Raw genomic sequence first — 26,424 nt, 5'->3', positions numbered from 1 at the left:
GGGCTTCTGGGGCACGGGGATTGCCCTCAAAGTAGGTGTTGGTGAGATCGTAAAAAATGATCTTTTCTCCGTGGTAAAAGTACGTGGTGCTCTTATGGGAGTCTGTTTTTCTGACACGTCAAATGAACATCGTGTGGGGACGGTAGCACAGTGGGAACGTTGAGTTAATTTGAGCCTCCAAAGCTGACAGACTTGGGCTAAGACGCGGCTGCCCCCTTGTCGGGCACGCTTCTAGCGCACATGCGACGGAGAGGGCATGGGCTCCGGAAGGACTTCCACAGGATTTTCGGGAACCGTGCGGACCACCAATCGGTCCTTGAGCAGCTCGCGGGCAAGCGCTTGCACGTCGTTGGCCGTCACCGAACGTACTAGGTCCGGGTAGCGCGAGGCATAATCGTAGCCCAGGCCCAGCAGCTCGTTGACCGCCGCGCTTTGCGCCTGGGCTTCCAAACTTTCCAAACCCAGTAGATGCATGGTGATGACCATGTCCTTGGCCCGCTGCAGTTCTTCTTCACCGATGGGTTCCTCCATGAGGCGGTCTAAATGTTCATGAACAACGGATTCCACCTGCTGCGCGTTCTTCAACGTGGTTTGCGTGATCACGCCGAAGTATCCCGCACGATACCCATTGAAGGGAAAGGCGTGCACCACGTACACCAGGTCCTTTTCTCCGCCCCGCAAGGCGTTGTGCAACCGCCCTCCAGGGTACCCGATACCGGAGAGGACGGCGTCCACCACATCCAGAACCACGACGCGAGGATCCTCGAGATCGAGGCCCCGAGTACCCACAAAAAGCCCCAGGGATGTCTTGTCGCTGGTTTTTTCCACCACGCGCATCCCCTCAAAAGCCAAGGCTTGTGCCTTGACCATGGGCATGGCGGAAGGTCCGCTCGAAGGCCAGGGCCCAAAAGCCTTTTTGATCAGCGGGATCACCCGCTGCGCATCAAAGTCCCCGTAAATCGCCAGGACGGCCCGCTGCGGCACGACCATTTTGGCGTAGAAACGCTGCAGGATTTCCCTGGTGATGCGTTGGACGGTAGCCTCTGTGCCCAGTACATCGTGGCGGTATGGGTGGTCCTGAAAATAATTTTTCTTAAACAGACGCACCAGTTCCGTTTGCCAGTTTTCATCCTGCTTCTGGATGGCCAAAAGGGTTTCTTGCTTCTTTTTCTCCACTTCCGACAAAGGGAATATGGGATGAAGCACCACATCGGCCATGACGTCCACGGCCAGGGAGAGGTCGTCTTTGAGCACCTTGGCGGCCACGAAATAGGTGTTGTGCTGGGATCCGGTGGCAAGGCTTCCCCCCACCGATTCCAAGGCCTGAGCGATTTCCAGCTTGCTACGCCTTCGGGTTCCGGCTGTGAGCAGGGAGGCCGTCATGGCCGCACAGCCTTCTTCTTCGGGGTTTTCCAGAAGCACACCGCCAATCCCGTAAAGTTGCAGCGTGACAAAAGGAAATCGGTGATCTTCCTTGAGCAGCACGCGTAAGCCGTTGTTCAAAGTGAGGCGCCGGGTCGCGGATGCAGGGGGCCCCACGGCCGCAGCCCCCAAGGCTGTTGTTGCCGACTCGGATGGGCTCGATGTGCCCTGCGGCACAACGGCAGCCACCGTCATGGCCGATTCCACCAAATAACGCCGCGCCACACGAATCACGTCTTCTTTGCGCACGCGCCGAATGTTTTCGGCATACCGGTCCTCAAAGTAGGGATCCCCCGTGTCCATGTAAGAAGAACCCAAGGAAGCGGCCATTGCCTGTGTGGTTTCCTTGCCAAAGACATGCGAGGCGATCACTTTCTTTTTGGCCTTTTCCAATTCCGCCTCTTTGACCCCTTCCTCCTGCACTTTTCGAATCTCATCTTTGAGCGCCTCGAGCGCCTTCGGCCAGTGTTGAGGGGCAAGGGTCATGGACACCACGAACTGTCCAGGCACAAAGGCCGGCGTCCAATTGAAGGCTTGCACCTGAAGCACGCTTTGATCCCGCTCTTTGAGCCTCTGGTGCAGGCGGCTGGTGCGGCCTTCGCCCAAAACAATGCCCAAAACATCCAAAGCGTAAAGGTCCTCATGACTCAAAGCCACCGAACGAAATCCCACCATGGCTTGCACCAATTGCGCCAGGGGAAGGCTTTTTTCCGCCCATCGGGATCCGATGGGAGCCGGTTCCAAAGGAAGTCCGTCCACAGTCCAGTGCGTGCGCTCTGCGCCCCCCGTCTTTTCCGCCACAAAGGCGATCACTTCCTGAGGTTCCACGCGCCCGACCACCGCCAGCACCATGTTCTGGGGCTGGTATCGGGCTTTGTAGTACTGGAGCAGGTCATCGCGGGTTGTCTGCACAAAAAGGTCCTCATACCCGATGACCGGATGCCGCACAGGATGGACGGCGTAAGCGGTTTTCATGAAGAGCTTCCAAAGCTCTCTATGCGGGTCGTTTTCCCCCATCTTGAATTCCTGCTGAATCACGGCTTTTTCGCGAATTACCTGCGAGGCGTCTAAAGTGCATTCGGTCACGTACGACAAGAGTAGATCCAGAGCTGCGCGCCAGTGCGCCGTGCTGGTAGTGATGTAATAAACCGTTCGATCGTGGCTCGTATAAGCGTTGGTGGCCCCACCCAGCTTCTCCAGCCGGTCTCGAGCCTCTTGTTCCGTAAATGATGCGGTGGTCCCTCCGGACACCACATGTTCCAAATAATGGGACAACCCGGCACCCATTTTTTCTCCTTCAAAAATGGATCCGGCGCGAACGAAGACCATGGTCGCCACCACATCGGTGTCGTCACGAGGGCGAATAAGCACGGTCAAACCATTGCGCAAAACGACAAATACGTCTTCACCCTGCGATGGAAGCCTGCGATCCACAAAAGATTCCGGCGCCGAGGACGCCACGGCCTTCGGGGTCGGGACCCACGCAGCCAACCCCACAAGCCACAACGCCGCCACGAAGCGGATTCCAAAAACGAGACAACTACGGGCGCTAGCGAGAAGGCTTTCTTTGGAGCTTCGGGGCTCCAGAAGATGCCTTCCGCGAAACCGAAGCGGCATAATCCGTGCCATCAAAGACGCATCCAAAACTTTCCCTTGGCAAACCGCAAATCGGTGATTTCGTTTGCGGCCAAAGAGCCCATCCATCCCTTGTTCAAGCCTAACGCCGAAAGCTTCGCCGAGAAATGCCTTTTGCCCCATTAGTTCCACTCCTCAAGGATGGACGGCCTATGACCCGCTGCTTTTTCCGGCCCCAAACCTACGCTTCCTGATCCAAAGCCGCACGCACTTTTTCGCCGACGTTTTGCTCGCCTTCGGCACATCAGGTCACATCTCTGCCCGTGAACCACTCATGGAATCATGGCTGGGATATGGATGACAGCGTTCCAAAAGTCCCAAAAGGCAGGCCGGTATCTTCGCAAGGAGCAGGGTCGTAGGTGAGTTATCCATCAGTTCTTTGCAATTCTTCAAGAATCCAGCGGATCTTAGCCTCATCTCGCATATCTTCGGGTTTTTTCTGCTCCGTGCGCAGAAGGTCTTCCAGTTCCAGTCGCCTTCTCTCACGAAACCCGGCAACGTCTTTTCGAAAATGGCGTTGGGCCATGTGAGCCGATTTTTCGTATTCCTTTTCCCATATCATTTGTCATTGCTTTTGACCTCTCAGCCGACCGTTTGCTTTGCACGATGCGCTTGCGCTGCTGCGTGAAGACCCATTGTTTGCCGCTTCTCCAAGGCCTTGATGAACATTCTCACACCACGAAGTCAAGCTTCTTCTCGCCGCGTGAAACCTTCCTCTGGCAACGGTGGTTCAAGAACGTTGGGCATGTTTTGAAGCAACGCCGAAAAGGCGATGCGGTGCCGATCATGTTTTGCTTCACCGACAGTCAAAAACGGCGGGGGCTTGTGCACTCCTTCGAAAAAGACATTCGGGCTGCCATCGAGGCGGCCCCAGGAAAGGACGGCTTCCTCGATGTGCGCCGATCGGCACACCCAGAGGCTGTGCCGGAGGAGTGCTTCATTCGGGTCGGTCCGAAAAACCGCAACCCACGGGCCCCATTGCGGCTCGTTCGCACCGTTCCACATCCCGGTTCTTTGGGCCACGACCATGCCACAGGCCACCCAAACGTCTTCCCGCCATCGGTAAGGCACCCAATCCATCACAAGCCACGGATGCCTCAACGATGCAGCCGCGGCGGGCCAGTCCCGCCAGGATTCTACCAAGACCATGGCATCCTTGCCGGAGCGAGGTCCCATGACACGAAAAGGAGGAGAAAACCGTGAACGGATATCCCGCTTTGCTTTTTGCCCGTAATACAGGCGGGTTTGTACCCTGGGAAGGTTCAAAAAGGCCGCAAGGGTCCATTGAAGTGGGCGCCACCGCTGGTACCGATACGTGACCGCCGAAGGAAAGCATCGGCAGCCGCCCGCCTCTAGAACATCGGCAAACCGCACCGTGGGGAAAAGCACGCAGAGGGCTTGTCGAAGCCGCCGCCTCTCCTCCGGAGAATAATCTCCCAGCGTCGGTCGCACACCCAAAGTCAGTACTCGAGAATCGTCCTTAAGAAAAGAAGCCAGCGCCACAAAGGACACGTTGGGCCTCTCGGCGCACGTCAAGGAATTGTTCCACATTTCCGCCACGGCACATCACTCTCGGTGGCCTGCATTTTTTGAAGACTTCCGCACCCCAAAGGGCACCCCGCATAGGGTTTGAGAGCTTTGAGGAACCTGTTCGAGAATAGCGCATTTGATCCAAGGCAGCGTTGTTAATCATTGGAATTGCAAGACGGCAAATCGTAAGAAAAGAGGTTTCGAAGAAGCTCTTAGGGGCTTGTCCGAGAACACCGATTTTGGTCTAATGCGACCTTGCAACTTATCGAAATTGCTCGGTCGCCAACCGTCATAATTGAGTTCTCGGACTCACTCCTCTAAGGAGCTTGTCCGAGAACCCGTTTTCGCCCATCGACCGTCTGGGAATTGCAATGATGAATAAGGCCGCATCGGCTGAAATCGGCGTTTTCGGACGAGCTCTCAGCTTATGCGGTTCGGCCCGGCGCCCTCAGTTGCCACTGAGCAACACGTCGGGATGGACGCCGTAGTTGTAGCTGCGCATACGGAAATAGTTTTCAAAGAGGCCGATTTTCAGATCCACATAGTCATAGATTCTGACGCGCCGGCCGTTGGATTCGCCGGCCGAGCCGTTGCCACCGTATGCGCCGGACTGCGTCAGCAGCGCACGCAAGGCCTGGGTCACACTTTTCTTAAAAAATAGCGGCACGGCCAGGAACAGCACCTCCGTCGCCACGTGCCGATAGCACTGCAAAAGGTCTTCGGCTTTGAGGAGCACCACGGCCGGCCCTTGAGGAAAGCCGTCCAGGCACGCGCAGACTCTGTTCCCGTCCGCCTCACCCATCTCCTCCAGGTCCTCCTTGGCTTCTTCCCATCGGCACGCAGGAATGAAGACTGCAATGCCCCTTTGATACAGCTCCGCCTGCAGCGCCGTGTTCTGCTCTTCTCCCCCGGAAACCACCACAAGAGGACCTTTCGCCGCCTGCAGCTCGGCTTCAATATCGTCGGCGATCATGCGGGTGCGGTTTTCGTCGCCCATCAGAGCCTGCAACATAGGGCCGTAATCTTCCCGACTCCGGTATGGATAATCAAAGGCGGTGGCCCGCGCCACCACATGGGCTCGAAGAATACCTCGGCCTTCCCGCGCATCTTGTTCATTGATCGTGTAGACCACATCGCCCATATACAAATAGACGAATCGGGACAGCAGATCGTAGCGCTGCGTGGCGTTGCACAGCCCGAGCAGGTAGCGGCTGTCGAAGTTAGGGATCAGCTGCGTGAGCACCTTGGCGGGGCTTCTTTGACATTCGTCCAGCACCACAAAGCCCACGTGGTCCTTGACTCTTCGCCACACCTTCATCATCTCCGCCGTGTGGGCCACGGTGATGCGATCCCCCATCTTGTGCAGTCCCTGCACAAATAAACCGATCTCGTCCAAAGGAATTCGCAGGAAATTGACGATCTTGGTGAGCCACCCCTCCAAAAGGTCCTTGCGTGGAATGAGCACCAAGGTGGGCTGCCTGCGCTGGGCGATGACATAAAGGGCAATGACCGTTTTACCACTCTTGTAGCCGCCACGAAGCGTCGCCGCATCCCGCTCAAGAATCTCTTCCGCTGCGTGGAGCTGGTACTCCTTCAATTGGCCGTGAAATTCCATGGGCACCGATTGCAACAACCGCCGATTGTCAAAAATCTTGTACGGCTGCTGAAACTTACGGCACAGTTCCAAGAGCTGATCCAAAAAACCCCGAGGGGCCACATAACTGGAGCCCACTTTGCGCAGGCAATGAATCTGGGGGGGGATGCCCCCGATCCACTCCCCTCGTAAGTGCCTCTGCTCATATTCCGGATTGGTAAAAACGAGCCGGTCCTGTATCCTGCGCAAGACCTGCGGCGACACATCGCCTGCGGGAAATCGGATCTGCTCGGCCACGTGAATCTTGAGAAGCTTCGCCGCCATGGGATTTTCCCCAGCCTCATGGAGGTCACGGTAACCCCGGTAACCTTCGTCAACATAGCGGTAAGAGGGAATTTTTCTCATTTTCCAGCTTGAAGCTCCTTGTGATGTCAATGGAATGCCTGGAGTCACATACCAGAAAACTGTGATCTTGCAAAGCCGAGTCGCGTCAGGAAATTCGTGTGACTCCGGTCATAGATTTTGTTGTACTCTAGTCACGGTGAACGCCGGTGTCACCCGCAAAAACTCTACCTTTTGACCATTCCTTGCACGGAGAGCGTCCATGACACATTCCGGACCGTCCGCCCTGAAAGAACTGGTTTCTTTGGCCAAAGATTACGACACCAAACGCCGTCAGTTGGACGAGCTGGCTCACGACCTGGACTTTGACCTGCTTTTGCGGCATCTATTGGTCTTTTCGGAACGGGCCACGGACCGGTTTCGCGCCGCGCAACAGGTTTTGTTTGAGCACCTTTCCGAGGGCGAAGCCGACCCCGAGGCCATGGAAGCCGCTCGAGCACTATGTCGATGCTTTGACGAAATGCTCCTTCTTTTCCTCAAACTGGCGGACCACGCCAACCCGAGAGCCTAGAGCCCGTCAGAGAACGGTTGGACCCCGCCCTTTCGCCATAAGGCTGTCGAAGCGCCGTAAGGCTTAGTAAGGCATCACGGCTAGCGCCGCTCCTGCACAAAGTGTCCTCAGAGAAGCTCCCCACTGCGTGCACAAGAAAAGCGCCTGAGGCAGGGGTGCACGCCACAGCGTCTGATCGCGCCTCGAGGCGCTTCACCGGATGAAAGAACGCGCATCCCCCATCGGGAAAAGCAGCCCTCGTGGGAGAGCCAAGAACCCCTTTCGGGACACGTGCTTAGTGTGAAGGCGGCGGTTCCTTTTTCAGCAGCACGTAAAAGGTGCCGGGCGCCTTGAGGTGCCCCGCCACCCGCTCCGCGCTCGGTCCCGTACCGCAAAAGAGGTCTAATCGGTGAGGTCCTCGAATGGCGCCCCCGCTGTCCTGGTGCACCACCCATCGAGACAGGGGTTTGGTGTTCATGGTGGCGTTGTCCCGCGGGTCCGGCAGCGTTCCCTGAAGAAAGCCCACAAGCGCTTTGGGGTAGATTTCGCCGTCCAGGGCGACGGATCGGCCCGCTGTGAGCGGCACGTTCAAACTCCCCACGGGGCCTTCCTCCACCCATCGAAAAAAGATGTAGCTGGGGTTGCGCCCCAGCAGTTCCGCCGTCCTTTCCGGGTGCGCGGCAAAGTACTCCCGAAGCCTCTGCAGGGACATCTCTTCCCTGGGAATGGCTCCTTCCTCCATCAGCACCTTGCCCACACTGACATAGGGATGGCCGTTGGAGGCCGCATAGCCCACTCGCTGCAGGGATCCGTCCTCAAACTGCAGCAGCCCTGAGCCTTGAATATGCAAGGTAAAGGCGTCAAAGGGATTGGCCAGCCACGCCAAGGCGGTGCCTTTGGCCTGTAAGGCGCCATCCCCGTCGATCTCTTTTCGGGAATAATAGGGCACCAGCAGCCGCCCTTCCACCCGCCCCACTAGGGTTCGCACACCCCCTGGATCCAGCTTGACGAATGGAAAGCGCTCCAAAGCCACGCGAACCAGGTCCGGGGGCGGCTCATAAATGGGATACCGGTACTTTTCGTCGGGCTGCCGACGGGCCGAAAGAATAGGCTCATAATAGCCGGTGATGAGCATCGCGGGCTCCGTCTTGGCGGCGGCCTTGGGGGTGTACCAGTCAAACTCCTGGGCCAGCGTGCGCTCATTCAAGCGCCCCTGCCGAAGGCGCTCCAGAAAAAGTTGCACCGTATCGCGCACCCTTTCTTTACTAACCGGGCGGCCGTTCAATTCCAGGGTTCGAAAGTCACAGACCCGGTGCAGGTACACCAGAGACTGTTCCAGAGCCCTTTCCAGCCCTTCTTCGAAAAGGTCGTCGGTGACTCGAGGGATCTTCTTCGGTGCCACCTTCACGAAGCGCTCGGGGGGTTTGGGCCGATGCTTCCAAAGACCGCATCCCCCCACCGCCACAAGCCCTACCAGCACCCACAGCAGCCCGGCCCACAGGTTTTGAGCCCTTCTGCCCCTGTTCACGGCAGCCCTCGCCCATGGGCTTTGCGCAGTGCAGCTGTCATGTTCCCATTTCCCACGAATGGAGGTACTTTTTTTGTTCATCGGTCAGTTGGTCGATAGTCACCCCCATACTTTTCAATTTAAGGCGCGCGATTTCCCGGTCGATGGCTTCGGGCACGCCGTAGACCTTGTTTTCCAGCGTTTGAGCATGCTTGGCCAAGTGTTCCACGCACAGCGCCTGGTTGGCAAAACTCATGTCCATGACGCTGGAAGGATGACCTTCCGCCGCCGCCAGATTCACCAATCGCCCTTCACCCAGCACATAGAGGCATCGGCCGTCGAGAAGTCGGTACTCGTCCACAAAGTCCCGCACCGGCCTCTTGGCCACCGCCATGGCCGCCAGCGCCTCCAAATCCAGCTCCACATTGAAATGGCCGGAATTGGCCACAATGGCGCCGTCCTTCATGACCTCAAAGTGTTCACGGCGAATGACGTGAATGTCTCCCGTCAGCGTACAAAAGAAGTCCCCGATACGGGCCGCTTCCGCCATGGGCATGACCTGGTAGCCGTCCATGACGGCTTCCAGGGCCCGCAGCGGATCCACCTCCGTGATGACCACCTTGGCCCCCATGCCGGCCGCACGCATGGCCACGCCGCGGCCGCACCATCCGTAGCCGCTGACCACAAAGGTGGATCCCGCCAGCAGCCGGTTGGTGGCCCGAATGATGCCGTCAATGGTGCTTTGTCCCGTGCCATAACGGTTATCAAATAGGTGCTTGGTCTTGGCGTCATTGACGGCGATGATGGGATAGCCCAACACGCCTTGGTCCGCCATGCTCCGCAGACGGATCACCCCGGTCGTCGTCTCCTCGGTGCCTCCAAGAATGCCGCGCAACAAGTCCCTTTTGTCCGCATGCAGCGTGGTTACCAGGTCGGCGCCGTCGTCCATGGTGATCTGCGGTGCGTGGGCCAAAGCTTGATGAATGTGTCGGTAATAGGTGTCGGTGTCTTCCCCCTTGATGGCAAAAACGGCAATGCCGTCGTGCACCACCAGGGACGCTGCCACGTCGTCCTGGGTGCTCAAAGGGTTGGAGGCACATAAACGCACCTCGGCCCCGCCGGTTTTCAAGGTTTGCGCCAGGGCCGCAGTTTCCGTGGTCACATGCAGACACGCCGACACGCGCAAGCCTTGCAATGGTTTTTCTTTAGCGAAGCGTTCCCGAATGGAACGCAGGACGGGCATGGATCGAGCCGCCCACTCGATGCGCAGCTGCCCTTTTTCCGCAAGAGACGCCTCTTTCACATGATAGTCCATGCCTTCTCCTCAACTGGGCCACGGCCTGTCGCCGGCCCAGGGCTTCATTCATTACGAAGCGCCGAAACGCCCTGCCCTCTCCAAAAGAACATCCACCATATCGGTTTTTTCCCAAGTGAAATCGGGATCGTTACGGCCAAAGTGACCGTAGCAGGAAGTCTTCTTGTAGATTGGGCGAAGCAGCTTCAGGTCCCGAATCATGTTGGCGGGTTTGAAGCTGAACACTTCCCGGACAATCTTGGCAAGTTCGTCCGGGGGGATCTTGGACGTGCCGTGGCTGTCCACCATCAAGGACACGGGTTCCGCCACCCCGATACTATAAGCCACCTGGACTTCCACGCGATCGCACAAGCCGGCGGCCACGATGTTTTTGGCCACGTATCTCGCCATATAGGAGGCGCTTCGGTCCACCTTGGTGGGGTCTTTTCCGGAAAAGCACCCGCCGCCGTGGCTGCCTTGGCCGCCGTAGGTATCCACGATGATTTTTCGACCCGTCATGCCGCAATCGCCCATGGGGCCTCCGATGACAAACCGGCCGGTGCTGTTGATAAAATAGCGCGTCTTGTCATCGAGAAGCTCCGCCGGCAAGACCTTTCGAATAACTTCCTCGATGATCCCTTCCTGGATGGTCTTGTAAGTCACATCGGGCGAGTGCTGGGCCGCCACGACCACCGTGTCGATCCGCACGGGCTTGTGGTTATTGTATTCGATGGTCACCTGGCTCTTGCCGTCGGGGCGCAGCCATTCCAAAATGCCGTTCTTGCGCACTTCCGCCAGCTTTCGCGTAATGCGATGGGCATAGTAGATGGGCATGGGCATGAGCACGGGGGTTTCGTTGCAGGCGTAGCCAAACATGAGCCCTTGGTCTCCCGCTCCTTGTTCGTCAAAAAGGCCTTCGCCTTCGTTGACGCCCATGGCGATGTCCGGCGACTGCTTGTCGATGGAGGAAATGACCGCACAGGTTTCCCAATCGAAACCCATAGATGAGTCATTATAGCCGATATCGCGGATGCATTCCCTGACGATCTGCGGCATGTCCACCCACGCGGAGGTGGTGATTTCCCCGGCGATGAAGGCCAGCCCTGTGGTCACAAGGGTCTCGCACGCCACGCGAGCGCCCTTGTCTTCCGCGATAATGGCGTCGAGAATGGAATCGGAAATCCGATCGGCCACCTTGTCAGGATGACCTTCGGTCACCGATTCCGACGTAAAGAGATAACGACTCATGGACATTTTTTTTCTCCCTTCCTATGGTCGATGGCGGTCTGTGCCGCCGCCTCGCCTGGTGGGGTCAAGGTCCGGGCGGCACCATTCCACACCAGCCCTTCTTGTGAGCTGACAAGTCCTCCAGAGATGATCAACTTGAAGGCGTCCTCTACGGAGATTTTCAGAGGAATGACATCCGTTTCCGGCACCAAAAGATAAAAACCCGACGTCGGGTTGGGCGTGGTGGGCAAAAAAACATTGAGCACCCGCTGCGCGGTCATTTCTTGCACCTCACCCCGCGCTACTCCCGTGACGAACCCCAGGGCGTAAATCCCCCTACGGGGATATTCGATCAGGACGACCCTTTCAAAGCCTTCGCCCTTTTCGGTGAAAATCGCCACCAGCAGTTGCTTAACGGCCGAATAGATGGGGCGCACCAAGGGAATTCGATAGACAATTTTCTCTCCAAACTCCATGATGCGGCTTCCCACGTAGTTCTTGACCAGCAACCCAGTCGTGAAAACGACAAGCACCACCACCACAATGCCCAGCCCCGGAAGGGGAAAGGGAATCCATCGTTTTGGGTTGTAGGCCTCGGGGAGCAGATTGAAAATCTTATCCGAGTTTCGAAGAACAATGCTGATGACGTAAATGGTAAAAGAAAGCGGGACCACGGCCAGCAGTCCCGTGATAAAATAGCCTCGAATGCGATGTCTCAATCCTTTCAGGGACGACAACTCTGCACTAGCTCCGGCTTCTTGGGTTTGTTGCGTTCATCCAAAAGGACCACGCGCGGTGTGTGCCTTCTGGCTTCTTCCTCTTCATAATCGGCATAAGTGACGATAATAATCAAATCTCCCGGAGCACCCATGCGAGCCGCGGCCCCGTTCAAACAAATGTCCCCAGTCCCTCGAGACCCCTCAATGGCATAGGTCTCAAACCGCGCTCCCGTGCTCACGTTATAGACCCTCACCTGTTCATAGGGCAGAATGTCGCCCAATTCCATGAGCTGCGCATCGATGGTCAGGCTTCCCTCGTAATCCAGATTGGCATCGGTCACGCGGGCACGATGCAACTTGGATTTCATCATGGTACGACGCATGGCAGGTCCTCCTCACAACATGGCCAAGGGTCTAAGGGTGCAGCACGGCGTTGTCGATGAGGCGCGCTCCCCCCACGTAGGCCGCCAGAGCCAGCACGCCCGGGCGATCCAGCGCCACCATCTCTTCCAGGGTCTCGGCATCCCGCAATTCGGCATAATCGATGCGAATGCTCGGCCCTTGCGCCAGAATCCTTTGAACGGCCGAAACCAGCACCGACCCGTCGCGTTCACCAGCCTGCACCAGCCGAGCGGCTTCCGCCAAGGCTTGAGACAAAAGGCGCGCCTGCGTGCGCTCTTCCGGTGACAGGTACACGTTGCGGCTGCTCATGGCCAACCCGTCGGGTTCCCTCACAATGGAGTGCCCGACAATCTTCACGTCCATGGCCAAATCTCGAACCATGCGTCGAATGGTCAACAGCTGTTGGTAATCCTTTTCGCCGAAAACCGCCACATGCGGCTTGACAATGTGAAAAAGCTTGGCGACCACCGTGGTGACCCCGCGAAAATGCCCGGGGCGTTTGGCGCCACACAAGGGACGGGTGACCTTTTCGACTTCCACGTACGTCTGATACCCCTCCGGATACATATCTTCGACCGAAGGGGCAAAGACCACGTCCACACCCACCGATGCCATGAGACCAAGGTCCCGGTCCAGGTCTCGAGGGTAGCGTTCAAAGTCTTCTCCCGGAGCAAACTGGGTGGGGTTCACAAACACACTAACCACCACTCGATCGCTTCTTTCCTTGGCGCAGCGCATCAGAGCCAGATGGCCTTCGTGAAGGTATCCCATGGTGGGCACGAACCCGATGATCAGTCCTTCACGGCGCCACAGGTTCGCCTGCTGCTGCATCTCGCTAACGGTGTCGATGACGCGCATGGCTTCTCCTTTCTTCGGCTCTACGGGCTGTTCACAAAAAAAGCCCTCGAGACCGCTGCCCAGAAGGCTCAAAAAACAACCCTTGCCTTAATCCAGTGATGCCCTTCGTCGGCCGCATCCGTCTCGGTCCTTTACGGATCCAAGCGGCGGTACCGGCATCCCCACGATGCCGCAGCTTCCCTATCAAGCTCAGCCCGCAATGTCAACAACGACGGATACCCTTGGAATCTTTCCCTCCCCCGCAGGCTTGACCGTATGGCCTTGCACGGTGAGCATGTAAGAACCTTGCCTCTCAAAACATGACAAGACCCGCCCCGATGGCGGGCGGCATGAAACGAATAAGCCCATCCCTCCAAGCCCCTGAAGACATTTCCGTCGCAGGTACCGCCGGGGTGAGAGCTGGCCCCAATGTCCTGAGCACCTAGGGACACTATTGGATAAACTGAGCGATGAGCGCGTTGTTTTCCTTGAGCCTCTGAATAATACGGTCTGCATGGCGGATTTTCACCACAGCGGAGTGGATCAAGTAAACTCCGAAGGCCATAAGAGCCAGACAGGCTAGGAGCAGAGGTGTCAGCAACGGCCAGACCCGTAGCACGCGATAATGCTCGGAGGTGGCGATAAGAAAACTCACGAGACTCAAAGGCAGGGCAATGACGGCGATGCCCGTGCGCAGGAAAGCCAGGGAGGTTCTTTTTTCCGCCAGCAACAACTGGATCTCGTTGATTACAAAAGCATCCCGCATCGGCTGCGGTTCGGGGTCTTCGAAAGGTTTCCTCAAGGCTGCGTCCTTTTCCCTCAAACTCTATCTCCTTTCCCGCCGGACCCAATGCGCTCTTTTGTCTCGGTCACCCCACCTTGGTTTGCACCGGTGGACGGCGGGGCTTGTCCTCTGAAAAAGCGAATCTTTCCTTAGCCTAATTTCCAAACCCTAGGGTGACAAGGCCGTCCGCCTGCGGTTCATCACAACGCCTTCGGGGTTCAGACTGCCCCGCCAGCCAAGCAACGCGCCACGGTCGCAAAATCTTCAGGGGTCAGAGCCTCCCCTCTCAAGCCCGGGTCAATGCCCACACTCTGCAAGGCCTCGCGCACCCTTTGCGCGCCCAGTCCTTGAAAGCCGGCAAGGCTGTTGGCCAAGGTCTTTCGCCTTTTTTGAAACGCCGCGTTGACCACAGCTCGAAGCATGGAAAAATCGACCCCGCCAAAATCCGTTTGGGACTCTGGAAAATCGATGCGAATGACCAAAGAATCCACCTTTGGCGGCGGATAAAACTGCCCGGGTCCAATGAAAAAGAGCGCCTGCACGCGTCCGTAAAGGTTCAGAAGCACCGAGAGAACGCCGTAGTTTTTGGAACCCGGAGAAGCGGCCAGGCGCTGGCCCACTTCCTTTTGCACCATGAAAACACCGTGGTGGATGGCTCGGCGATGCTCCAAGAGATGAAACATGAGGGGTGAAGTGATAAGATAGGGAAGATTGCCCACCACCACCACTCGCCGGCCGGTTTCTTTCGCCACGCGTGTCCAATTGAAGCGAAGAACATCCGTTCGATACACGCGCGCCCCATGGCCTCGCTCCCTCAGGGCCTTTTCCAAATACTCCGCCAGCACAGGATCCACTTCCACCAGGTGCACCTTTTGGCACACCTCCAGCAGGTGGGCGGTGAGGATACCCAAGCCCGGTCCAACCTCCACCACGGCATCTTCGGGGGCCAGATCGGCCACCGAGACGATCTTTTCCGCCGTTTTCGGCTGCGTCAGAAAATGTTGGCCCAGACCTTTTCTGGGGCGTCCCCCAAAGCGTCGAAAGTATTCCTGGGGTGATAAAAAGCCGTTCATGAGCCTAAGTCTTGCTCAGCCATCGCGAGACAGCATCCAACTGCAGTGGATCCATCGCAAATCCTCGACGCTGCCACACGCGATAACCAGCCATGGCGATCATGACGGCATTGTCGGTACAATACCGAATCGCAGGCATGTAAAGGTGCGCTCTTCGATACGCCGCTTCCTCTTGAAGCTTGGCCCGCAACCGGCTGTTGGCCGCCACCCCTCCCGCCACGGCCACATGGCGGACCTGAAAAAGTTCCACGGCCGCCATGGTCTTTTCCACCAGGACATCGACCACAGCTTCCTGAAAACTGGCCGCCAGGTCTTCGAGGCAATAGGGCGTTGGCACGCCTTGTAAGGGCAAGCCGTGTTTTTTAACAAAATAGGCTACTGCCGTTTTGATGCCGCTGAAACTAAAATCCAAAGATCCTTTTTCCAAATGGGCCTTAGGAAAAGAAAAGGCCGTCGGATTTCCGTTTTGGGCCAGCCTATCGATGACTACTCCACCTGGGTATCCAAGCCCCAAAAGCTTCGCCACTTTATCGTAGGCTTCTCCCGCCGCATCGTCTCGAGTGGTTCCCACGCAGCGTGCCGAGCCGTCGGCACCCACGTAATAAAGGGCCGTGTGTCCTCCGGAAACCACTAGACACACCAGAGGCTCGTCAGGCCGTTGCGCATTCACGAAGGCGGCTTCCATGTGCCCCTCCAGGTGATTGACAGCGATGAGCGGTTTTTCCAGCGCATAGGCTACACCCTTGGCTGCGCTCAGCCCAACCAAGAGAGCTCCGATCAGCCCCGGGCCTTGTGTCACCGCCAGAGCATCCACCTGGCGCAGCGTCACACCTCCTGAGCGCAAGGCTTCGGCGATCACCGGCAAAATGTTTTCCACATGTTTTCGAGACGCCAGTTCGGGCACCACACCGCCGTAGGGACTGTGCACCGCAATCTGGCTCGCCACCACGTCCGAGATAACGTGACGGCCGTCTCGAACCAAGGCCGCCGCTGTCTCATCGCACGAAGTCTCCACACCAAGAATGAGCATTCGCTTTTTCACCACCCCGCAGCCTTAGGGCGCCTCACCGCGAAGGAACCGGCCCGCTTCATCCACATCCTCTTGACTGCCCACGAACAGAGGCACGCGATCGTGCAAGGTTTCGGGTTCGATGTCCAGAATACGCCGCACACCATCCGTGGCGGCGCCGCCTGCCTGTTCGGCCACCATGGCCATGGGCGCCGCCTCAAACATCAGCCGCAGCTTTCCCGAGGGCTTTTTAGGATCCTTGCGGTCGGCGGGATACATGAAGATACCACCCTTCAAAAGGTTGCGGTGGAAGTCGCTCACGAGTGAACCGATGTAGCGGGCCGTGTATGGACGGCCTTTGGAAACATCAGGGGTTTTCAGGTAGTCCACGTAGCGGCGCACGCCTTCGTCCCAGTAATTATAATTGCCCTCGTTGACACTGAGAATCTTACCCTTGTTGGGAATGCGAATGTTTTCGTGGCTCAGGAAAAATTCACCCAAGGCGGGATGCAGCGTGAAGCCGTGCACGCCCTGTCCCGTGGTGTAAACCAGCATGGTGCTGGATCCGTAAATGAAATACCCCGCCGCCACCTGTTCCGTGCCCTTGCGCAGCACCTCATCCAAAGTCACGGGACCGGTATCCCGAAGGCGACGCCGTATGGAAAAAATCGTGCCCACGCTCACGTTCACATCGATGTTGGAAGATCCATCCAGAGGATCCATAAGCAAAATGTAAGGACCTTGGGGAATGGTGGAGGGAATCTCGATGATATCCGCATCCTCTTCCGAGGCGATGGCGCACAGCTGCTCCGACTGACTCAATCGACGCACCAGCACGCGATGGGCGTACTCATCCAGTTTCTGCACCTGTTCCCCGTAAACGTTCGTATCCCCGGTAAATCCATAAATGTCGTTCAAGCCCGCCTTGTTCAGTTCTCGGTTGATGAGCTTTGCGGCCACCACCAGTTCGTTAAAAAGGAGTGTAAAGGCGCCTGTCGCCTGGGGCGTCAAGCGCTGCTGGCGAAGAAGATGCTCGGTCACCGTAACGCCCAGTTTTTTCCCTTGCATGCCCGCTGCCCTCCCTTTTCGGCCCCTTTTGAAAAACTTTTCTCCGCGCTGCCCGCTTTCGTACCCTTGGGTCGTCAGCTTCCTCTGCCGACATCCAACCTCCACATCACGACTCCCACGGCCGAATCCTCAAGCCAGACCCATCATAGCACCGAAGCCGTGAAGCACAAAAGGCGTGTTTGCGTTATTCACGGCTTGACATAACGCAAGAGCCGGTTTTAATAGATCTCAAAAAGGCGACAACGGAAGACGCGATGATCAAGGATAGCGCCATGCCCCAAAAGCTCGTGGACGGTTTCGAGCGACGCGTGGATTACTTGAGGCTTTCCGTCACGGATCGGTGCAATCTTCGGTGCACCTATTGTCTGCCGGCCGAAGGTTTTCGTTTTCTTCCGCACGAAGATGTCTTGCGCTATGAGGAGTTGCTGCGACTGGTGCACATTGCCTCCGGACTTGGCATATCCAAAGTGCGTGTCACCGGGGGAGAACCTTTGGTGCGCAAGGGCATTCTCGGGTTTCTTGAGCGTCTTTGCGCTTTGACCGAGATTCGGGACGTGAGCCTCACCACCAATGGCGTGCTCTTGGAATCGTTGGCCGAAGAGCTCTGGGCTGTGGGTGTGCGGCGTCTCAACGTGAGTTTGGACACGCTGCAGCCGGCAAAGTACGCGGCCATCACTGGGGTCGATGCCTTTTGGAAGGTGTGGCAGGGACTGTGCGCCGCCTTGGATCGGGGTTTTTCTCCCGTAAAAATCAACGTGGTCACCATGCGAGGCGTCAACGACGATGAAATCGAGGCTTTGGCGGACATTACCCGGTCTTATCCGTTTCACGTGCGCTTTATCGAGCTCATGCCTTTTCAACCCGAAGGCTATGAAGAACGTTATCTGTCGGCCGATGTGGTCATGGAACGCCTGTGCGCCATGGGAACGCTTGTTCCCGCCCGTTCAGAAAACGGCAATGGACCGGCACGCTACTACCAGTTCCTCGACGCTCCCGGAAAAATCGGTTTAATCAGTCCCATGAGCCATCACTTCTGCCCGTCCTGCAATCGGTTGCGCATTACGGCCGAAGGGGGCCTGCGCACCTGCCTCTTTTCCGACCGGCATGTGGACCTTCGGGGCCCGCTGCGCTGCGGGTGTTCCGATGAAGAAATCGCCGCGCTGATCCTTGAGGCCGTCCGAAAGAAACCGCAGCGGCATCACGTGAACGACGGACCCGTATTCCAGCGCAAATGCCAGTCGCGCCCCATGACCGCCATCGGGGGCTAGCCGCACCTTGAAGAAGGCCGCTTCTCAAAGCCACGTGCACGGCACCGCGCCGCCAGAAGATGCGGCAGGCCCTGAGGTTTTGCCCCTCCGCTGAAAGTTCATCCCTTTAACACCTTCAGGAGGAGCGCCGCAAGCCGCGATGCCTTCTTGCGCCTTGGGGCCTGCTCCTGAATGAAACAAAAACGGCCCCTCAAAGCCATTTTCGGACGTGCTTCCAGGCGAATTCCGGCACCTTGCGGCGCGGGTTAAGTGGAATCACCTGCCCGTTCCTGCAGGCCTTGCCAGGCTAGGTGTGCCGCTCCATAGAGAGGCGCCAGGGGACCGAGGCTGGTTCGATGAATTTTTATTTTCGAAGGGTCGAGCATGCGTGGTGTGGTTTTCAGGGTTTCCATGAGGTGAGGGAAGAACAGATCCCACGCTTGGCTCACCCCTCCCCCAATAACGGCCGTCTGAATACCGAGAAAGGTAAAAAGATTTCCCAGCGCCAGACCTAACGCCCAGCCCATGCGCCGGAACAGATCAAGCGCGCGCGGGTGTCCTGTCCGAGCGGCTTTGTCCACGTGTTCCGGCGTGAGGGATCCCGAGGCAATGGCATCGCACAGCCACGAAGGCAAGGGGCTTCCTTCATGGAAAGCCTGCGTTATGCCCCGGGTCAAAGACGATCCCGAAGCATGGGCTTCCAGGCACCCCGTCTGCCCGCACGCACAGGAGGGACCATGGGGGTCCACAATGACGTGGCCGATTTCTCCAACAAAACCCAACCGATCGCCCAGCCACAGGGAACCGTTCGTCACAAGGCAGCCGCCGACGCCCGTGCCCAAAGTGACACCGATCCAGTTAGCCACCTGGCGGCCGTGTCCCGCCCAGAGTTCCCCAAGGCCGAACACGTTGGCATCATTTTCCATAAAGACGGGAATACCCAAGGCCTTTTCAAGGAGGGGCGCCAACGGGAATCCCGCCATATTGGGAAGATTTGGTGAAAAAACGACGCGCCCCTCCTGATTGTCGAGCTTTCCGGCGACTCCGAGACCGACAGCCAAAACACGACCTTCGTGGGCCTGCCGTGCATCCATCAGGTTTCGGCATGCCTGAACGAGGCTTTCGAGCAGCATTTCCGGCGGTCTCAAGGCGTTGGAAGGCAGACGTTCCAACGCGTATTGAACGCCCTTTTCATCAAAAAGTCCCATTTTGATGAACGTTCCACCGATATCGACCCCGATGCAGCAAGCTTTCCCCATAGACGATGTTCCTCTTGAAAACGCGCAGGGCGTGGATTCCGGCCGTTCTTGCGCCCGCTTTTGCCAAAACCCGAGAAAGCCTCAAGAGCACCCCCACGAAAAACGGCGCCGTTATCCATTCCTTCCGGTTCGGTCGATGTCCCGATACATGTCCTCAATCAGCGGGGCGTAGCATTCCAGGATGATCTTTCGCTTGAGTTTCAAAGTTGGGGTCATCTCGCCGTCTTCCAAGGAAAACTCCTTGGGGATAAGGGCAAAGCGCACGATCTTTTCATGGGGGGCGAGGTTGCGCCTGAGGTCGTCGATTTTTTGCCTGAAAAAATCGATCACGGCCGGATGTTTCACCAGCTCTTCTCGCGAAAGCCCTTGCAGGCCTTTTTCCACCACGAAACCTTTGATGTTTTCAAAGCTGGGCACCACCAAGGCCGTCACACACTTTCGCCCCTAGCCCACCACGGCGATGTGTTCCACGGCCGGATCCGCGCCCACCAGGGTCTCGATCATCTGAGGAGCGATGTACTTACCGCCCGATGTCTTGAAAAGATCCTTAATGCGATCGGTGATGATCAGCTCCCCATAGGCGTCAAAGGCTCCGGCGTCCCCGGTGCGAAAATAGCCGTCTTTGGTGAAAACAGCAGATGTCTCTTCGGGCTTGTTGTAGTAGCCCTTCATCACATTGGGGCCTCGAACGAGAATTTCGTTGGTCCGTGGGTCGATGCGCACTTGTTGGCCCGGAAGCGGCCTACCTACGGTACCAAAAGAGAATGCTTTGGGTTCATGGCAGGTGACGCTGGCCGTCGTTTCCGTCGGGCCGTACCCGCACACGATCAAGACGCCGACACCGCAGAAAAAGCGTTCGATTTCCGCCGAAAGGGGCGCCCCGGCGCAGGGCATACAGCGCACCCGCCCCCTGAAAATGGCCCTGAGCTTGGAAAGCACAAGGGCGTCAGCCACGCGATGCTGAACCCTTAAGCCCAATGGAACACCCAGACCATCCTTTTGACGGCGAAAGACATCGTCGCCGACGCCAAGGGCCCACTGAAACAGGCGCCGGCGCGTGGGAGGCGCCGCCTCGACCTTTTCCTGCACGGCCCCATAAATTTTTTGCAGAAGTCTTGGAACCGTGCACATGACCGTGGGACGCACCTGTTTCATGGCTTCCGCCACTTGTTTTGGATCGTCCTGGTAGGCGTTGGTCATTCCCTTGTGAAAGACATAGTAGGTCCAGGTCCTCTCAAAAACATGCGAGAGAGGAAGGAAACACAGGGACAGATCCGATTCCCCGCAAGGCAGGATGCGCTCTTCGTGGGAAGTCATCTGATAGAGCACGTTGGACTGGGCCAACGTGACGCCCTTGGGTTTGCCGGTGGTGCCAGACATGTAAATGAGGGTGAGAAGATCCTGCAGATGCGCTTCGCTCAGCCGCCGGAACACTTCCTCGTCGTGAATGCCTTCGCCCAAAGCCAGAAACGCCTCAAAGGTCATGACCTTGTTCGAAGTTCCATGGTCCAACGCCTCGTCCAGGATCACCACAGCCTGAATCTGCGGCAGATCTTCCATGACGTGCAAGGCCTTGGTGAGCTGATCCTGGGCACCCACAAAAACCACCTTCGACTGAGAGTCTTTGAGAATGTAAGCCGCCTGCTGGGATGTGTTGGTGGGATAGACGGGCACGGAAACCGCTCGAACAAACTGGCACCCAAGGTCCGCCACGGTCCACCGGGGCTGATTGTGACTCCATATGGCCACCCGGTCCTGGGATGTGACGCCCAAGGCGATAAGGCTTCGTGCGGTCCGCCGAGTCGCGTCCTCAAAGGCAGCCCAGGTCATCTCATGCCACTGTCCTTCCCGACGGTAGAAAAGTGCTCTTTTTGCGCCGCTCTTTTCCGCTCGTTCCAGAAAAAGGTGAGTGTAGACTTTCATGAGCAACAGGCATCTCCTTGTCCATCGTGCGCAATGTTCATGGCTTGTTCAACTGGGCTTGGGCTGAGCCTGGAAGATTGAACCTTCAAACATCCAGCCGAGCAAAACTCATAGGAACATAGATAACATAGTGGGAACACAGCAGATCGAACTGCACGGCCGTTTCCCGTTCCACCAGCGAAAAGAGTTCTTGAAGGTTTTCCATGGGTTTCAAGAGGGCAAGAAGGCGTTCCACAACGCCGTGGTGCAGATACAGAGGCAGCAGAAAACGGTCCACGGATCCCCGCCACACCACTTGCAACGCATTTCGTTCGGCCATAATGTTCTGGTAAATGCGGCGCAACAGGTCGGAGCGTAACACGGGACACACGCCCCGCGTGATGCACTCCATCAGTCCTGCCAATCGGTAGACCCGGCGCATGGCGTGCTCGTCGTTCCGATAACGAAAAAGGGCCTGGACCGTGTCGTGGCTGCCACCATCCAGCTTCACATGGTTCGGCAGCCACTGAAGGTGCCCATGCCCGGGGACACGGCGCGATTCCAGACGATGGGACTCAAAAGCCATCGACTCGCCTCGAACGCACAGCCATGCGGGCCCCACGGCCCATTCTCCCCAGCGAAATTCTACAGGACGGGCACAGATCAGGGTGGTCATCTTTTTTCTTTCCATCAAATCAATTAATTTCGCCATGGTCCCGTCCAGCCCTCGCGGCGTCGTCAAGGCATTTACGGCAGATAGGGGGTCAGGTCTTCCACGTATTTAGTGATGACCTTAAATCCACGTTCGCCAAGCACCTGTGCTGCCTTTTCCATGGATGCCAGACTGACCCTGAGAATCAGTTGCCACAAGTCCTGAAAGCCCTGCAGTGGGAACGTCATCACGCTGCGAATGTTGATCCCGGCCTCTTGCATGGTGCGCCCCACTTCCGCGAGGATCCCGATGCGATCCCGCACAATGATGGACAAACGGCCGCTGTCCTCGCTCATGCCCAGAGCCTGCAACAGCACTTCCATGAGATCTGTGGACGTTATGATGCCCACTACTTTGTCGTTTTGAACGACGGGCAGAGCGCTGATACGATGCGCATGCAGAATGCTCGCCGCCCGTTCGATGGTCATGTCGGGAGTGACCGTCAGGACCTTTTTGGTCATAATGGCTTCGACTTTGAGTTTTTGCAGCACATAGGTCAGTTCATAGACACTCAGCGTGCTTGCCGGGGACGCCCAGGCTTCCTTGAGGTCGCGGTCCGTGACAATGCCAAGAAGACGAGCCTTTCCGTCGGTGACCGGCAGGTGTGAGATCTTTTTGGTGTCCATGATTTCGCGCGCTTTGAGCACGGGTGTTTCCGGAGAGATGGTCACCAGATTTGTTTTCATGTGCCAACCCACGTACATGTCCTTAACCTCCCTTGTTCCAGCGGATCGAGAAAAGGTTCAATCCCCCGCGGCACAGCACATCTCCTCACAAAATGATAATCTTTTTTGGGCGAATGTTCTAATATTTTGCGTCATGGCTTGAGGCCGTGCGAAGGCACGGCCGCGAGGGAATCGATTTTTCGCCGCATGGGGTTTAGATTAAAGAAAGCGCAATAAGACGACTCGGGAGCGCTGAAGACCAGGTTTGTGGAAAGGAGCTCTCATGGCGCAACGGCATTCACCAGACCCCGGCCTTTTCAAAGCCCTGCAGGAAGAGGTGGCCGCCTGGGAGGCGTCCCCGTATTTTCTTCCGGAAGAGGAACTTTTCGATGTGGAGCGCTTTCTCAAAGACCGCGGCGCTGAAGATCTGTGTGGGCAGTTGGAACAAGTCTACGGACGCCCTCTGAACGTCTGTTTTTGGAGAACCCTGTTGCCGTACCACAAGCTTCGACGCCTACGTTTGGAAATTCGAAAGGAGGAGGCGGAACATGACAGAAAACGAGCGCTCTATCTGGAATCGGTGCAAGAAGCTCGGCGCAGCCTTCGAGAACTCCTGGCCACGCTGGCCGAAGAACATCAAAAACCACACCTTCGCCTCGTTCGGCCTCCGGATTCCTTTGACGCTCCCTGAGGCCGCTCAGGCGCGTGCCTAAGATCGTGGACGGTGGGAACGTTAAGGCATTTCCGATCGGTAGGCCGGCATGCGGGCCCCGTCCAGGAACCGCACGGTGATGGTGTCCGTACCGCGCGCTTTGAGTATGGCGCAGGTGACGTTTAACGCACAATGGGCGACGCAGATCTTGTCGTTTCGGTCGAACTCTCCGTAACAATCCATCTTGTCTTGAATTTCCGATGCCGTGAACACCTTTTCCATGAAGGACGCTCCTTTTAGTTCACGAAGACATCACGGAAATACCCGAAATGTTCAATGACCGACCCGGCCCCACGCACTACGGCGGTCAGAGGGTCATCGGAAATGTTCACTTTGAGTCCGGTTTCTTGTTCCAGGAGGCGGTCCAACCCTTTGATCAGCGCCCCGCCGCCCGCCAGCCATATCCCGCTTTGGCCGATATCCGCGGCCAGTTCCGGCGGCGTCTTTTCCAAAGCACGGCGCACCGACTCCACAATGGCGTGGATGGGCTCTTGAATGGCAAAGCGCACTTCTTCATCGGTGAGCGTAAAAGTCTTGGGAATCCCGCTGACGATATCCTTCCCCGTAACTTCCAGTGTCATGGGCTTTTCCAGGGGAATGGCCGAACCAATTTGTATTTTGATGTTTTCGGCCAGCACCTCGCTGATGATCATCTGCCTTTCCCGCTGAACGTAGCGCATAATGGCTTCATTGGCTTCATCCCCGGCCACGCGCACCGATTCGCTGTAGGCCACGGCGAACATGGAAATGACGGCCACTTCGGTGGTGCCGCCACCGATGTCCACCACCATGCTGCCGATGGGTTGATCCACGGGAAGGCCGGTCCCGATGGCGGCCGCCATGGGTTCTTCCACCAGGTGCACCCGGCCCGCTCCAGCTTGTTCCGCCGCTTCCATGACCGCTCTTTTTTCCACGGAGGTAATCCCTGTGGGAACGGCCACCACGAGCTTGGGTTTCACCAGGGGACGCCGATACAGCACGCGGGCAAGAAAGGTCTTGATCATGACACTGGTGACTTCAAAGTCGGCAATGACACCGTCTTTGAGCGGGCGAATGGCCACCACTCTTTCGGAAGTCCGCCCCATCAGCCCCTTGGCTTCCTTACCGACGGCCACCACTCTGTGATTGTCCCTGTCTATGGCCACCACCGAGGGCTCATTAAGAACGATCCCCTTGCTTTTAAGGTAAATTAAGGTGTTGGCGGTGCCTAGGTCCATGGCCAGGTCTTTAGACAAAAAACCCAACAACCTTTGCAGCATCAATGCCCTTTCTTCCTTATCGAGGAACCGTTTCCCTCTGTGGCAACGACTGGCAAAAGTCTAGTCTTAAGGTTCAGGGAGGTCAATTTGAAATTTTCTCCGAGGGTGCAGACCCATCGGCCGAGGCTTTGCTTCCTCCGTGGAGCGAGTCAAAGAGCCTTCGACACGCCGCCATCCACAGCTCATCGTAGGTGACACCGTCCTGGGGCATCTGTGCCTGCCCCACAAAGGTTTTGAGCACCAGTTTCTTCTTTTTCGGGCCGGGCAGTCCGCCACAGACGCGACGAAAAGTCTCGGCAAGGGCCAGAAGATCCCGCAGTTCCCCGCCAAGGGCCAAAAGGCCGCATCGGTTCTGGGCCAGACGGCCTACGACGATGCCGGGCGGCACATGCCTTTTGAGGCTTACCATGAGGGTCTTTTCCCAAACATCCAATTCCGAAGGAGGGATTACGGCCTGGGCGTATTGCCAGGGCTCATATTGAAGGATCACGACGGAGAGAGGTTCGCTGTTTTGGAGCGCGGCGTGCACCGCCTCCTTGACGTAGGTCGCAAAGGCCCAGGGGGTCAAAAACCCACTGGCCCCATCCTTACATGTCCATTCCGCATAGGTGTGCTGATAATGCCACCTTTCGTAAAATGCCTCGAAAATGCGAAAACTTTTTTCCACAGCGACGCGATCGTCCTGTGTCAGGCTCAGGCGCTTCTTGCCCAGAAGGGCCAATCCCAAGGCTCCCAATTGAGCGGAACCGCCGTTCAACACCCACAAAGACCCCTGATGGGGAAGATGTTCCCCGGCGACGAACAGGTAATGGTCCGAAACATCCGGGTTAAGTGCGGGGATGAAAAGGGGTTTTGAGGCTTCCAGGGACTCGATGACCAGCCCTCGCGAATCCAAAGGAATGGCGGTGTGCAGCAGCCTCTGGGGCACTCGGCCGGCCGTCCCTACGAGGTGATAGAACTTTTCCCCACAGCCTCGCTCCACGAGAAAGGCAAAATCCGCCCGGGTATAGGCTGCACAGCTTTGCACCAAGGTCTGGGCCGCCTCGGTGGGGGTTCGAGCCTTGGTCATGGCATCGATCAGGTCATGCCAGAGAGTGAGAATGCGCGAAAAGCTGTCTCTTTCTTGAAGTCGGTGCTGTTGGTCCAGGAGCTGTTCCAAAATGAGGGCCGTTTCATGTATCCACTTTTGTTGCTTGTCGTTGAACCCCCAGTGGCGTTTTGTATCCACGTAGAGCAGCCCCGCTTCTCCGGCCACCGGTGTCACCAAAAGCCCCTTGATCCCCCCTTCCCCTTCACGATAAAAAGGAAGGGAGCCTGCGAGCTTTTCCACTTCCACCTTGCCTAGATGCACTGTATGCCCGACTTTGTGCACTTGCGACAAAAGGCCGCTGCCGTCCTTTGGAAAACTCAGGCTTTTGTGCAGGTGTTTGCTGAGAGACTGAGACGTCACAAGGCGGAAGCCGTTTTTCAGGGGATCCAGGACGAAAAACGCCACCGTATACGCATCCAGCACATTGCTCAGCCAGTTGACCACCAATTGGAATGTGGGCATCATCGCCGTGGCCCTTTGTGCTTGCACATTGGCGCAAGGCTTTGCAGGATCAAAAAACGAAGCCGTCTTTTCACGGGTTGCATACTGGAGGAAACCTACCTTTCTTGTCAATAAGGCAATGCT

25 protein-coding genes are annotated in these 26,424 nt (G+C 57.1%); 3 read left to right on the top strand and 22 right to left on the bottom strand.

What is annotated here, in order from left to right; translation table 11 throughout:
• Window positions 1-231: 231 nt before the first annotated feature.
• From ACUVSA_RS12770 to ACUVSA_RS12755, 4 genes are all read right to left on the bottom strand, one after another.
• Entirely contained in the window at window positions 232-2,937 is a 2,706-nt protein-coding gene (locus tag ACUVSA_RS12770) for a M16 family metallopeptidase (RefSeq protein WP_445895116.1), read from the bottom strand.
• Between the two features lie 484 nt (window positions 2,938-3,421).
• Entirely contained in the window at window positions 3,422-3,619 is a 198-nt protein-coding gene (locus ACUVSA_RS12765; RefSeq protein WP_445895115.1) for a hypothetical protein, read from the bottom strand.
• A gap of 122 nt (window positions 3,620-3,741) precedes the next feature.
• Complete coding sequence (locus ACUVSA_RS12760) at window positions 3,742-4,617, bottom strand: hypothetical protein (RefSeq protein WP_445895114.1); 876 nt, start codon at window positions 4,615-4,617, stop codon at window positions 3,742-3,744.
• A gap of 418 nt (window positions 4,618-5,035) precedes the next feature.
• The gene (locus ACUVSA_RS12755; protein ID WP_445895113.1) at window positions 5,036-6,586 is read right to left on the bottom strand and encodes a DEAD/DEAH box helicase; all 1,551 of its coding nucleotides are present in this window, start codon (window positions 6,584-6,586) and stop codon (window positions 5,036-5,038) included.
• Window positions 6,587-6,785: 199 nt separating this feature from the next.
• On the opposite strand from ACUVSA_RS12755, the gene ACUVSA_RS12750 reads away from it, so the two are divergent.
• The gene (locus tag ACUVSA_RS12750; RefSeq protein WP_445895112.1) at window positions 6,786-7,094 is read left to right on the top strand and encodes a hypothetical protein; all 309 of its coding nucleotides are present in this window, start codon (window positions 6,786-6,788) and stop codon (window positions 7,092-7,094) included.
• A 274-nt stretch (window positions 7,095-7,368) separates the two neighbouring features.
• On the opposite strand, the gene mltA is transcribed toward ACUVSA_RS12750, so the two are convergent.
• From mltA to fbp, 10 genes are all read right to left on the bottom strand, one after another.
• Window positions 7,369-8,601, bottom strand: a complete 1,233-nt coding sequence (mltA, locus tag ACUVSA_RS12745) for a murein transglycosylase A (protein WP_445895111.1) — start codon at window positions 8,599-8,601, stop codon at window positions 7,369-7,371.
• Window positions 8,602-8,638: 37 nt separating this feature from the next.
• On the bottom strand, window positions 8,639-9,895 hold the full coding sequence (gene ahcY / locus ACUVSA_RS12740) for an adenosylhomocysteinase (protein WP_445895110.1): 1,257 nt from the start codon (window positions 9,893-9,895) through the stop codon (window positions 8,639-8,641).
• Between the two features lie 51 nt (window positions 9,896-9,946).
• Window positions 9,947-11,128, bottom strand: coding sequence for a methionine adenosyltransferase (metK, locus tag ACUVSA_RS12735; protein WP_445892138.1), 1,182 nt, complete (start codon window positions 11,126-11,128; stop codon window positions 9,947-9,949).
• Window positions 11,119-11,838, bottom strand: a complete 720-nt coding sequence (locus ACUVSA_RS12730; protein WP_445895109.1) for a DUF502 domain-containing protein — start codon at window positions 11,836-11,838, stop codon at window positions 11,119-11,121. Before ACUVSA_RS12730 ends, metK begins: the two co-directional genes overlap by 10 nt.
• Complete coding sequence (gene panD / locus ACUVSA_RS12725) at window positions 11,826-12,203, bottom strand: aspartate 1-decarboxylase (protein ID WP_445892136.1); 378 nt, start codon at window positions 12,201-12,203, stop codon at window positions 11,826-11,828. Before panD ends, ACUVSA_RS12730 begins: the two co-directional genes overlap by 13 nt.
• Window positions 12,204-12,234: 31 nt before the next feature.
• Entirely contained in the window at window positions 12,235-13,080 is an 846-nt protein-coding gene (gene panC, locus ACUVSA_RS12720; protein ID WP_445895108.1) for a pantoate--beta-alanine ligase, read from the bottom strand.
• Between the two features lie 430 nt (window positions 13,081-13,510).
• Window positions 13,511-13,825, bottom strand: a complete 315-nt coding sequence (locus tag ACUVSA_RS12715) for a hypothetical protein (protein WP_445895107.1) — start codon at window positions 13,823-13,825, stop codon at window positions 13,511-13,513.
• A 236-nt stretch (window positions 13,826-14,061) separates the two neighbouring features.
• Window positions 14,062-14,916: a 16S rRNA (adenine(1518)-N(6)/adenine(1519)-N(6))-dimethyltransferase RsmA gene (gene rsmA / locus ACUVSA_RS12710; protein ID WP_445892133.1), complete on the bottom strand. Its 855-nt coding sequence runs from the start codon at window positions 14,914-14,916 to the stop codon at window positions 14,062-14,064.
• A gap of 4 nt (window positions 14,917-14,920) precedes the next feature.
• On the bottom strand, window positions 14,921-15,946 hold the full coding sequence (gene tsaD, locus ACUVSA_RS12705) for a tRNA (adenosine(37)-N6)-threonylcarbamoyltransferase complex transferase subunit TsaD (protein ID WP_445892146.1): 1,026 nt from the start codon (window positions 15,944-15,946) through the stop codon (window positions 14,921-14,923).
• Between the two features lie 24 nt (window positions 15,947-15,970).
• Window positions 15,971-16,993 (bottom strand): class 1 fructose-bisphosphatase, encoded by a 1,023-nt coding sequence (gene fbp / locus ACUVSA_RS12700; protein WP_445892132.1) that lies wholly within the window; start codon window positions 16,991-16,993, stop codon window positions 15,971-15,973.
• Between the two features lie 272 nt (window positions 16,994-17,265).
• On the opposite strand from fbp, the gene moaA reads away from it, so the two are divergent.
• The gene (moaA, locus tag ACUVSA_RS12695; protein ID WP_445892131.1) at window positions 17,266-18,261 is read left to right on the top strand and encodes a GTP 3',8-cyclase MoaA; all 996 of its coding nucleotides are present in this window, start codon (window positions 17,266-17,268) and stop codon (window positions 18,259-18,261) included.
• Between the two features lie 245 nt (window positions 18,262-18,506).
• Here moaA and ACUVSA_RS12690 read toward each other — a convergent pair whose 3' ends face one another.
• The 5 genes from ACUVSA_RS12690 to ACUVSA_RS12670 all read right to left on the bottom strand — a co-directional run bounded on the left by ACUVSA_RS12690 (window position 18,507) and on the right by ACUVSA_RS12670 (window position 22,817).
• Complete coding sequence (locus tag ACUVSA_RS12690) at window positions 18,507-19,499, bottom strand: ROK family protein (RefSeq protein WP_445892130.1); 993 nt, start codon at window positions 19,497-19,499, stop codon at window positions 18,507-18,509.
• A gap of 111 nt (window positions 19,500-19,610) precedes the next feature.
• Window positions 19,611-19,931: a hypothetical protein gene (locus ACUVSA_RS12685; protein ID WP_445892129.1), complete on the bottom strand. Its 321-nt coding sequence runs from the start codon at window positions 19,929-19,931 to the stop codon at window positions 19,611-19,613.
• Window positions 19,932-19,943: 12 nt separating this feature from the next.
• Window positions 19,944-21,422 (bottom strand): AMP-dependent synthetase/ligase, encoded by a 1,479-nt coding sequence (locus ACUVSA_RS12680; protein ID WP_445895106.1) that lies wholly within the window; start codon window positions 21,420-21,422, stop codon window positions 19,944-19,946.
• 85 nt (window positions 21,423-21,507) lie between these two features.
• On the bottom strand, window positions 21,508-22,113 hold the full coding sequence (locus tag ACUVSA_RS12675) for a hypothetical protein (protein WP_445895105.1): 606 nt from the start codon (window positions 22,111-22,113) through the stop codon (window positions 21,508-21,510).
• A 35-nt stretch (window positions 22,114-22,148) separates the two neighbouring features.
• Window positions 22,149-22,817 carry a CBS and ACT domain-containing protein gene (locus tag ACUVSA_RS12670; protein ID WP_445892126.1) on the bottom strand — a complete coding sequence of 223 codons (669 nt, stop codon included), beginning with the start codon at window positions 22,815-22,817 and terminating at the stop codon, window positions 22,149-22,151.
• A gap of 244 nt (window positions 22,818-23,061) precedes the next feature.
• Here ACUVSA_RS12670 and ACUVSA_RS12665 point away from each other — a divergent pair, with 244 nt between their 5' ends.
• Window positions 23,062-23,469, top strand: coding sequence for a hypothetical protein (locus tag ACUVSA_RS12665; RefSeq protein WP_445892125.1), 408 nt, complete (start codon window positions 23,062-23,064; stop codon window positions 23,467-23,469).
• 42 nt (window positions 23,470-23,511) lie between these two features.
• Here ACUVSA_RS12665 and ACUVSA_RS12660 read toward each other — a convergent pair whose 3' ends face one another.
• The 3 genes from ACUVSA_RS12660 to ACUVSA_RS12650 all read right to left on the bottom strand — a co-directional run bounded on the left by ACUVSA_RS12660 (window position 23,512) and on the right by ACUVSA_RS12650 (window position 26,304).
• Entirely contained in the window at window positions 23,512-23,712 is a 201-nt protein-coding gene (locus ACUVSA_RS12660) for a hypothetical protein (protein ID WP_445892124.1), read from the bottom strand.
• A 14-nt stretch (window positions 23,713-23,726) separates the two neighbouring features.
• A complete protein-coding gene (locus ACUVSA_RS12655; protein ID WP_445895104.1) occupies window positions 23,727-24,749 on the bottom strand; it encodes a rod shape-determining protein in 1,023 nt (340 codons plus the stop codon).
• Window positions 24,750-24,831: 82 nt separating this feature from the next.
• Window positions 24,832-26,304 carry a hypothetical protein gene (locus ACUVSA_RS12650; RefSeq protein WP_445895103.1) on the bottom strand — a complete coding sequence of 491 codons (1,473 nt, stop codon included), beginning with the start codon at window positions 26,302-26,304 and terminating at the stop codon, window positions 24,832-24,834.
• Window positions 26,305-26,424 lie beyond the last annotated feature (120 nt).

The organism is Desulfosoma sp. (assembly GCF_052743555.1).
Note: the sequence above shows the minus strand (reverse complement) of the source record. Positions and strands in the feature narration are given on the sequence as shown.